The sequence below is a fragment of the Sphingobium amiense genome, assembly GCF_003967075.1.
In the GTDB taxonomy this organism is placed as follows: domain Bacteria; phylum Pseudomonadota; class Alphaproteobacteria; order Sphingomonadales; family Sphingomonadaceae; genus Sphingobium; species Sphingobium amiense.
Genome location: NZ_AP018664.1, coordinates 391,711 through 400,948 on the forward strand (window position 1 = coordinate 391,711; position 9,238 = coordinate 400,948).

The window sequence follows — 9,238 nt, forward strand, 5'->3', positions numbered from 1 at the left end:
AGGATGCGCCATGGGCGTCGAAAAAGGAAGTGCATTTTTGCTGAAGGTTGGCGACGGAAACAGTCCGGCAACCTATGCCACGGTCGCAGGGATGCGCACGACGCAGCTTTCCGTGAACGGCGAGGCGGTGAACATCACGAGCAAGGATTCGGGCGGCTGGCGCGAACTGCTGTCGGGCGCGGGCGTGCGGTCGGTCAGCGTGTCGGCGGCGGGGCTGTTCACCGGATCGGACGCGGAAGTGCGCATCCGCAACCATGCGCTGTCGGGCACCATCGAAAGCTATGAGCTGAGCTTCGAGAGCGGGGAGCGGATGCGAGGGAAATTCCTCGTCACGCGGCTCGACTATGCGGGCGATTATAATGGCGAGCGCAATTATGCGCTGAGCCTCGAAAGCTCCGGCGCGGTGGTGAGCCTGTGAGCGGGGCGGCGAATCCGGCCCCGGCCAATCCGGAGCGCGGGGAAGCGGCGCTGGAGCTGGGGGGCGAGGCGCTGCTGCTGCGCCCGAGCTTCGGCGCGCTGGTGGCGGCGGAGCAGGAGCTGGGGCCGCTGTTCGAGGTGGTCGAGCGGGCGGCGGAGGGCAGGCTGTCGCTGGGCGATCTGGTGGCGCTGTTCTGGCATTGTCTGGTGGATCGCGGCGGCCTGACGCGCGAGGCGCTGGGCGAGGCGGTGGTGGCGGCAGGGATCGCGAAGGTGACGCCCGCGCTCAAAAGCATCGTGCGGCAGATACTGGCGGGGACATGACGCGATTTGGCGAGGGCGCGGCGCGGCTGGCGGGCGTGGCGGGATGGCTGCTGGGCTGGCGGCCCGAGCAGTTCTGGCGCGCGACGCCGCAGGAACTGGCCTGCGTGCTGCGCGCGGCGCGGGGCGATGAGGAAGGCGGCGGCGGTGCGGGCGTCGATGGCGCGGAGTTGGCGCGGCTGATGGGGGCGATGCCGGATTGAGGCCGGAGGCTGGTGCGTGGGGGCTGCCCCACCCCAACCCCTCCCCTGAAGGGGAGGGGCTATTCAGGGCGGGAGGCCTTATTTCATGGATGAAGAAATCGAGACGCTGGTGGTGCGGGTGCGCGCCGATACGGCGGGGCTGGCGCGCGACGTGGATGCGATGCGCGCGGGGATGGAAGGGCCGCTGGCGGAAGGAGCGGAGCGGGCGGCGCGGCGGATCGAGAGCGGGCTGCTGCGCGCCGTCAGGACAGGCAAGTTCGGGTTCGACGATCTGCGGCGGATCGCCATCGGGGTGCTCGATTCCATCGCGGCGAGCGCGCTGAAGGGCGGCATCGGCGCGCTGGGCGGCGGTGGAGGCGGCGGGCTGGTGAGTCTGGGCGCGTCGCTGCTGACGGGCGCTCTGGGGCTGCCGGGACGGGCGACGGGCGGGCCGGTGACGCCGGGGCGCGCCTATCTGGTAGGCGAGCGGGGACCGGAGGTCTTCGTGCCGACGGCGAGCGGGCAGGTGCAGACGGGCGCTGCCGGCGGCGCGCGGGACGTGCGGGTGAATATCGCCGTCAGCGCGCGCGGCGGGGAAAGCGAGGCGCGGCTGCTGGGGCGGAGCGCGCGGCAGGTGGCGCGGGCGGTGAGGGGAGCGTTGCAATGAGCGGCCTCGATTACTGGCTGGCCGACGCGCGGCGGGGGCAGGAGGCGCGCTTCATGAAGCGCTTTGCCGCGAGCCACTGGACCGTCAATTTCCCGCGCCCGATGATGGCGAGCGTGGTGACGACCGCGCCCGATGCTCTCCGCATGGACGCGGTGTTTTACGGGTCGGGCGATCTGGCCGGGCTGATCTGGGAAGCGGAGGACCGATGGAGCCACCCGCTGCTTGCCTATGAAACCGCGCGGGATTTTCGGGACTGCGTGCTGTCTTTCCGCTGGCGGTCGGGCGGCGTGCGCAGGCTCGACCAGACGCACGGGCCGACGCTGACGATCGAGGGGCGGGACGAAAGCGGGAACCCGCGCGCCTGGTATGTGCGGCTGTGGAACTATGCGAACGGCGGGCCGGAAGATGCTGTCATCACGCTGGATTTTGCCGACCTGAAGGGCGGATACCGATTGCCCGAGGATGCGGATCCGGTGTGGGCGGGGGATATCGACCGGATGTTCCTGTCGCTGGTGCCGCCAGGCTATGATGAGGGCGACACCGCCTTTCCCGCCGCCGTCGAGGGATGGGCGGAAATGAGCGCGATCCGGTGCGACGGAGCGGGATCGGTGATCGCGGTGGGCGACGCGATGCTGCCCGAACATGGGCTGTCGATGGCGACGGGCTATGACGATGCGTTCAACCAGACGCCGCAGCGCATCGTCGAGGCGATCCACGCGCTCGGCTATCGCGGGGCGATCAACCATTATGTCGGGATGAGCCATTATTTCCGGCTGGAGCGGGCGGCAAGCGGGCTGTTCGTCAGCCTTGCGGGCGGGGTGCTGAATGCGCCGTGCGCGGCGTGGCACCGGGACTTCGCGGCGCGCGCGAAGGCGATGGGGATGGGGGTCATCTGGTCGCTGTCCTACGAGCTGTTCGACGCGCATTGCTGGGGCGACTGGAAGCAGCGGGCGGAAAATGGCGACCCGGCGCTGACGGGGTGGGAACCGCCATCTACCCTGCTGTCGCCCGCACATGACGGGGCGATGAGTTATCTCAAGGCGGTGGCGGGTGCCTTTGTTTCCATCGGGTTGGAGGCCGGTCTGCCGATCCTGTTTCAGGTCGGCGAGCCATGGTGGTGGGTGATGCCGGGCGACGGGCGCATCTGCCTCTATGACGATGCGGCAAGGGCGGCGCTGGGCGGGAGTCCGGTGTCGGTGCCGAGCGTCTGGGGCGAACTGGACGCGGCGCAGACCGCGCTGCTGGATGCGGCGGGGGCTTTGCTCGCGGCATCGACCGCGGCGCTGTGCGCGCATGTGAAGGGGATCGCGCCGGGGGCGGTGACGCATTTGCTCGCCTATCTGCCGACCGTCCTCGACCCGCGCGCGCCGGAAGCCAAGCGGGCGAACATGCCGGTGGGGTGGGCGTCGCCTGCCTTCGATGTGCTGCAACTGGAAGATTATGACTGGGTGACGGAGGGGCGGCCCCATCTCACCGCGCGGGGCGTGGCGCTGGCGACGGAGCGGCTCGGCTATCCGGTGGCGGAACAACATTATCTGGCAGGCTTCGTGCTGCTGCCGGAACAGGCGGGCCAGTGGCGGAGAATCGCGGCGGCGGCGCGGGCTTCGGTGGCGCGGGGCACGGCGGCGACCTTCGTCTGGGCGCTGCCGCAGGTGTGCCGCGACGGCTTCACTGCCTTCAGAATCGATGGGGAGGATGAGATGCAGGCCTTTGACGATGTGCTCTTTCCGCTCGGCATCGGGCGGGAGGCGAGCGTGTCGCCCGCCTTTTCGACACAGGTGGTCGAGAGCGTGAGCGGGCATGAGCGGCGCAGTAGCGACTGGGCGGACGCGCGGCTGTCCTTCGACGCGGGGCCGGGGGTCCGGTCGGAGGGCGACATGGCGCGGCTGATCGCATTTTTCCGGGCGAGGAGAGGCGCGGCGCGGGGGTTCCGCTTTACCGATCCCTATGACGACCGGAGCGGCGCGCCGGGGGTCGCGCCTTCGCCCATCGACCAGCGGCTCGGGACGGGCGACGGGGTGCGCGCCGAATTTCCGCTGATGCGCCATTATGGCGAGGGGGATGAGGCGCAGGGCCGCCGGATCACGCGGCCGGTGGCGGGGAGCATCCGGGTCGCTGTCGATGGCGCGGAACTGACGAGCGGGTGGAGCCATGCGGGGATGGGCGTGATCGCGTTCGATGTGGCTCCGGCGGCGGGCGCGGTGCTGACGGCGGGCTATCGCTTCGACGTGCCGGTGCGTTTCGCCGAGGACCGGCTGGAGATCAACCGCGCGACCTTTGCGGCCGGGGAAGCGCCTTCGGTGCCGCTGGTGGAGATCCGCGAATGAGCGCGGCGGAGACATTGGCGCAGCCGCTGGTGACGCTGGCCTTCTGCTGGCGGATCGAGCGGCGGGACGGGGTGACGATCGGGCTGACCAGCCACGACCGTGATCTGGAGATCGGCGGGCTGCTTTATCGCGCCGCGCCGGGCATGACGCCGGGCGCGGTGCGCAGCGGCATCGGTATGGAGGGGGAGGACAGCGACATAGCGGGCGCGCTTACCAGCGACGCGATCAGCGAGCGCGACCTGATGGCGGGGCGATGGGACGGAGCGGCGCTGGAACTGCGGCTGACGCAGTGGGAGGCGCCGGGCGATCTGTGGCTGCTGCTGGCGCGGGGCGAGATCGGCGCGGTGGCGCGGACGGGCGCGGCGTTCACGGCGGAGCTGATCGGCGCGGCGGCGCTGGGGGAGCCGGTTGCGCCATCCACTTCGCCCGATTGCCGCGCGACGCTGGGCGACGGCAAGTGCCGCGTCGATATGGCGGGAAGGCGGCGGATCGTCACGGTGGCGGGCGTGGAGGATGCGCGGGTGGCCGCGAGCGGCCTTGCGCCGGGGGTTTATGCCTTCGGCACGCTGCGCTGGCTGACCGGGGCGAATGCGGGGATGTGTCAGGCGGTGGCGGACAATGATGCCGACGGGCTGACGCTGGCCGATCCGCCCGGCTTTGCGGTGGAGGCGGGGACGCTGGCGCTGCTGACGCAGGGGTGCGACCGGCAATTGGCGACCTGCGCGGCGCGGTTCGGCAATGCGGTGAATTTTCGCGGCGAGCCTTATCTGCCGGGCATGGACCTTCTGACGCGATACCCCGGCGCGTGAGCGGCGCGGAGATCGTGGCGGCGGCGCGGGCCTTGATCGGCGCGCCGTTCCGGCTGCACGGACGCGGGCGCGACGGGATCGACTGCGTGGGGCTGGCGGCGGTGGCGACGGGGCGGGATGCGCCCTGCGCCTATGGCCTGCGCAGCGGCGATGCGGCGCGGGCGGAGCGCTGGTTGCGGGAGGCCGGGCTGCGCGCGGTAGCGGTAGGCGCGGCGGGCGATGTGGCGCTGGTGCGGCCGGGGCCGATGCAACTCCACCTGATGATCGCGACGGATACCGGCTTCGTCCACGCCCATGCGGGACTGGGCCGTGTGGTGGAGACGCCGGGCGCGCCGCTCTGGCCTGTGCTCGGCTGGTGGCGAATATAAGGGGAGACAGGCATGGCGACGATGGTGCTTACGGCGGTGGGGAGGGCGCTGGGCGGGCCGATCGGAGGCGCGATCGGCGCTCTGGTCGGCAATGCGTTCGACCATGCGGTGCTGTTCCGCCCCAAGGGGCGCGAGGGGCGGCGGCTGGCCGAGCTTCAGGTGCAGACATCAACCTATGGAACGCAGGTGCCGAAGATTTTCGGCACGATGCGGGTCGCGGGCACGGTGATCTGGGCGACCGACCTTAAGGAAACGCGCAAGAAAGAGAGCGCGGGGAAGGGGCGCGGGAGAGTCACGACATACAGCTATTCGGCGAGCTTCGCAGTCGCGCTGTCGGCGCGGCCGATCCGGGCGATCCGACGCATCTGGGCGGACGGCAATCTGCTGCGCGGGGCGGCGGGGGACTTCAAGACCGAGCTTTCGGCTTTCCGCGTACATCATGGCGGTGAGGGGCAGGCGGCCGATCCGCTGATCTCTTCGGCGGTGGGGGCGGGGCAGGCGCCCGCGCATCGGGGGATCGCCTATGTGCTGTTCGAGGATCTGGCGCTGGCCGATTATGGCAACCGCATCCCGTCCCTGACCTTCGAAGTGGAGGCGGACGCGGGGCCGGTGCCGATGGAGCAGGTGGCGCGCGAGGCGAGCGGCGGGCTGCTGGGCGGAAGCGGACTGGGTCTGGTTGCGGGCTATGCCGCGGGCGGGCCGGACGTGCGCGAGGCGCTGATGCCGATGATCGAGGCGCGGGGACTGGCGCTGGCGGGCGGGGAAGCGGGGTTGCGGCTGGTCGCGGCGGCGGAGGCGGCGGACGGAGAGATCGGCGCGGGCGGGCTGCTGGCGCGGGTCAACGGGCGCGGCGTCGATCCGCAACAGCGGTCGGGCGGGGCGGCGGACGGTGTGCCGGTCGCGCTCAGCCTGCGCCATTATGACGCCGCGCGCGATTATCAAACCGGCGTGCAGCGCGTGGTGCGGGCAGGAGCGGGGCGGCAGGAGCAGGGCATCGACCTGCCCGAAGCGATGAGCGCGGACGCGGCGCGGGCGCTGGCGGCAGCGCGGCTCCATGCGGCGTGGAGCGGGCGGGCGCGGATGGAGCTGCGCTGCGGCTGGGAGGCGCTGGCGCAGGAGCCGGGCGAAATTGTGACTGTGGCGGGCGTGCCGGGGCTTTGGCGGATCGAGGAGCGCGAATGGGAAGCGATGGCGGTGCGCCTGTCGCTGCGGCGGGTGCCGGGCGCTGGCGGAGCGATGCCGCCGGGCGCCTCGGGCGGGGCCATCGTGCGGCAGGTGGATGCGCCGCACGGAGCAACGAGCCTGATGCTGGCCGACCTGCCGCCGCTGCGCGAGGGGGTGGCGAGCGCGCCGCTGATCGTCGCGGCGGCGAGCGGCGGGGCGGGCTGGCGCAGCGCGGCGCTGTTCGTGATGGGCGCGAGCGGCGAGGCGGTCCCGGCGGGGCGCAGCGCGGGGCGGGCGGTGATGGGCGTTACCGACGCGGCGCTGGCTCCGGGGAGCGTCACGCTGGTGGACCGGCGGGCGGTGCTGGACGTGACCCTGCTGGCGGAGGACATAGCGCTTTCACCCGCGGACGAGGCGATGCTGGGGCAGGGGCGGAACCTCTGTCTGGTGGGGCGCGAGTTGATCCAGTTCGAGAGCGCGGTGCGGACCGGGACGCGGCAGTGGCGGCTGACGGGTTTGCGGCGCGGGCTGCGCGGGACGGAGTGGGCGTGCGGCGCGCATGAGGCGGGCGAGCCTTTCCTGCCGGTCGAGGAGGAAAGGCTGGCCGATCCGCTGGGTTTCGCGGGGCAGAGCGTGGAACCGGGCGCGGCGCTGCGCGTGGCGGCGCTGGGGCTGGGGGATGTGGAGCCTGTGGAGGCCGTCATGACGGTCGCGGGCGAGGCGCTGATCCCGCCTGCGCCGGTGCATCTGACGGCGCGGGCGGAAAGCGGCGGCGTGGCGCTGCGCTGGGTGCGGCGGAGCCGGGCGGGATGGCGCTGGAGCAGCGGGAGCGACGTGCCGCTGGCCGAGGAGGCCGAGCGCTATGCGGTGCGGCTGATGGACGGCGCGCGGCTCGTGCGGGCGGCAGAAACGGCGGTTCCGGCGTGGACCTATGATACGGCGGCCATTGCGGCGGACGGGAGCGCCGGAGCGGCGCTGACCGTCGAGGTGGCGCAGATCGGCACCCATGCGACCGGGCGGGCGGCCCGGATCGCGATCACGGTATAAGAGGAAGGAACGGATGATGGACGCAACATCGCGCTGGGCGCTGCCGCTGCTGTTTGCGGGGCAGGCGCAGAAGGAATTGTTCCACAACGAAGCGCTGACATTGGCCGACGCGCTGCTGCACGGGGCGGTGGAGAGCGCGGATCTGGCGGTTCCGCCGGTCGACGCGGAACCGGGGCGATGCTGGATCGTGGCGGCGGGGGCAAGTGGCGAATGGGCCGGAAAAGACGGGGCCGTCGCGGTGGCGAGCGAGGGGGGGTGGCGCTTCATCACGCCGCGCGCGGGGTTGAACTTGTGGGTCATCGACCGGAATGTCGCGCTTTTTCATGACGGTGCACAGTGGCGGGAAGGCGCGGTTCATGACGATGGCCTGTATCTCGGCGGCAATCGCGTGGTGGCGGAACGTCAGGATGCGATCGGCGATCCGGCGGGCGGCGCTGTCGTCGATGCGGAAAGCCGCGCGACCATTGCCGCCATTCTGGAGGCACTGCGTTCCCACGGGCTGATCGTACCGTGATATTTGGGCATCATCGGGTATTTGTTTGAGGGGTAGCTTGAATATTACCGGATCGTGACGATATAGCCTGTCGGCCACTTGATAGTCGGCTTAGTGCGTTATTTTTGCAACGGTTTCACTAAATGTGGACTTGCCATGAAACTTTCTACCCGATAGAGGGTTTCAGCAGTCCTTCGTGACACTCTTGAAAGGGGAATTCAGATGCGGAAGCTTGCCCTCGCGGCTGCGCTTGCGACCAGTGTTTTGGCCACCCCGGCCATGGCACGCGACAATAGCTGGTATGTCGGCGTCGACGCCGGCGGTCTGATCGTTGAAGATCAGGACATCACCTTCACCCCCGGCAACGCCGGTGCGGCCAGCAACACCGTTTCGGGTGTTGACTACCACAAGGGCTATGATTTCGACGCCAATATCGGCTACGATTTCGGCGGTTTCCGTCTGGAAGCCGAAGCGGCCTACAAGCGCGCCAAGGTCGACCTCGACCAGAGCGGCTTCGGCGGCGCGGCCTCGGCCCTGTCGTTCATGCTGAACGGCCTGCTCGACTTCGGTCCCGATGACGGCCTGCAGGGCTTTGTCGGCGGCGGCGTCGGCGTGTCGCGCGGCAAGCTGGCCAACGATCTGGTCAACGACAGCGACACCGGCTTCGCCTGGCAGGCGATCGCGGGCGTTCGCTACCCGCTCGGCTCGAATGTCGACGTCTCGCTGAAGTATCGCTTCTTCAACCAGGACGACATCAAGCTGATCCCGGCCTACACCACCATCGGTGGCCCCGCCGGTTCGAGCGTGGACACCAAGCTGCGCACGCACAGCGTCCTGCTCGGCCTGACCTACAACTTCGGCGCTCCGGCTGAAGCGGCTCCTCCGCCGCCCCCGCCGCCCCCGCCGCCTCCGCCGCCCCCGCCGCCTCCGCCGCCGCCGGTGGCAGAGTGCAACCCCGGACCGTACATCGTGTTCTTCGAATGGGACAAGTCGGACATTACGCCTGACGCCGCCACCATTCTGGACAACGCGGTTTCGGCCTACAGCAGCTGCGGCAGCGCCCAGGTCATGCTGGCGGGTCACGCGGACAAGTCGGGTTCGGCCTCCTACAACGTCGGCCTGTCCCAGCGCCGCGCCGATGCGGTCAAGGCCTATCTCGCCTCGAAGGGTATCCCTGACGGCGTGATGACCACCCAGGCGTTCGGTGAATCACGTCCTCGCGTCGAAACCGCCGATGGCGTTCGCGAAGTCCAGAACCGTCGCGTGGAAATCAGCTACGGCCCCGGCGCGGGCATGTAAGCCGGTTTCCGTCCTTCGGGATGGAACAGAAGAGGGGCTGGTCATCCGACCGGCCCCTTTTTCTTTGTCCGGCGAAGGCGGAGGGGGTGAGGAGAATGCGGCGCGGCGGCGTCGGTAGCAGAACGCCCGCGCCTGTGCGGCAGA

10 protein-coding genes are annotated in these 9,238 nt (G+C 70.3%); all 10 read left to right on the plus strand.

Annotated elements, in window-relative coordinates; genetic code table 11:
- The first annotated feature begins 10 nt into the window (after positions 1-10).
- The 10 genes from SAMIE_RS01815 (at position 11) to SAMIE_RS01860 (ending at position 9,094) form a co-directional block, all read left to right on the plus strand.
- A complete protein-coding gene (locus SAMIE_RS01815; protein ID WP_066698298.1) occupies positions 11-418 on the plus strand; it encodes a phage tail tube protein in 408 nt (135 codons plus the stop codon).
- Positions 415-741 carry a gene transfer agent family protein gene (locus tag SAMIE_RS01820; protein WP_066698295.1) on the plus strand — a complete coding sequence of 109 codons (327 nt, stop codon included), beginning with the start codon at positions 415-417 and terminating at the stop codon, positions 739-741. The genes SAMIE_RS01815 and SAMIE_RS01820 overlap by 4 nt, the downstream gene beginning before the upstream one ends.
- The gene (locus SAMIE_RS01825; protein WP_066698294.1) at positions 738-941 is read left to right on the plus strand and encodes a phage tail assembly chaperone; all 204 of its coding nucleotides are present in this window, start codon (positions 738-740) and stop codon (positions 939-941) included. Before SAMIE_RS01820 ends, SAMIE_RS01825 begins: the two co-directional genes overlap by 4 nt.
- Before the next feature lie 85 nt (positions 942-1,026).
- Positions 1,027-1,587 (plus strand): tail tape measure protein, encoded by a 561-nt coding sequence (locus SAMIE_RS01830; RefSeq protein ID WP_066698286.1) that lies wholly within the window; start codon positions 1,027-1,029, stop codon positions 1,585-1,587.
- On the plus strand, positions 1,584-3,914 hold the full coding sequence (locus tag SAMIE_RS01835) for a DUF2460 domain-containing protein (protein ID WP_066698284.1): 2,331 nt from the start codon (positions 1,584-1,586) through the stop codon (positions 3,912-3,914). Before SAMIE_RS01830 ends, SAMIE_RS01835 begins: the two co-directional genes overlap by 4 nt.
- A complete protein-coding gene (locus tag SAMIE_RS01840) occupies positions 3,911-4,723 on the plus strand; it encodes a DUF2163 domain-containing protein (RefSeq protein WP_066698282.1) in 813 nt (270 codons plus the stop codon). The genes SAMIE_RS01835 and SAMIE_RS01840 overlap by 4 nt, the downstream gene beginning before the upstream one ends.
- A gap of 14 nt (positions 4,724-4,737) precedes the next feature.
- Entirely contained in the window at positions 4,738-5,091 is a 354-nt protein-coding gene (locus SAMIE_RS01845) for a C40 family peptidase (RefSeq protein WP_066698398.1), read from the plus strand.
- A 12-nt stretch (positions 5,092-5,103) separates the two neighbouring features.
- On the plus strand, positions 5,104-7,302 hold the full coding sequence (locus tag SAMIE_RS01850; RefSeq protein WP_066698280.1) for a phage tail protein: 2,199 nt from the start codon (positions 5,104-5,106) through the stop codon (positions 7,300-7,302).
- A gap of 16 nt (positions 7,303-7,318) precedes the next feature.
- The gene (locus SAMIE_RS01855; RefSeq protein WP_066698277.1) at positions 7,319-7,816 is read left to right on the plus strand and encodes a DUF2793 domain-containing protein; all 498 of its coding nucleotides are present in this window, start codon (positions 7,319-7,321) and stop codon (positions 7,814-7,816) included.
- Between the two features lie 201 nt (positions 7,817-8,017).
- Positions 8,018-9,094 carry an OmpA family protein gene (locus tag SAMIE_RS01860; RefSeq protein ID WP_066698274.1) on the plus strand — a complete coding sequence of 359 codons (1,077 nt, stop codon included), beginning with the start codon at positions 8,018-8,020 and terminating at the stop codon, positions 9,092-9,094.
- The last annotated feature ends 144 nt before the right edge of the window (positions 9,095-9,238 follow it).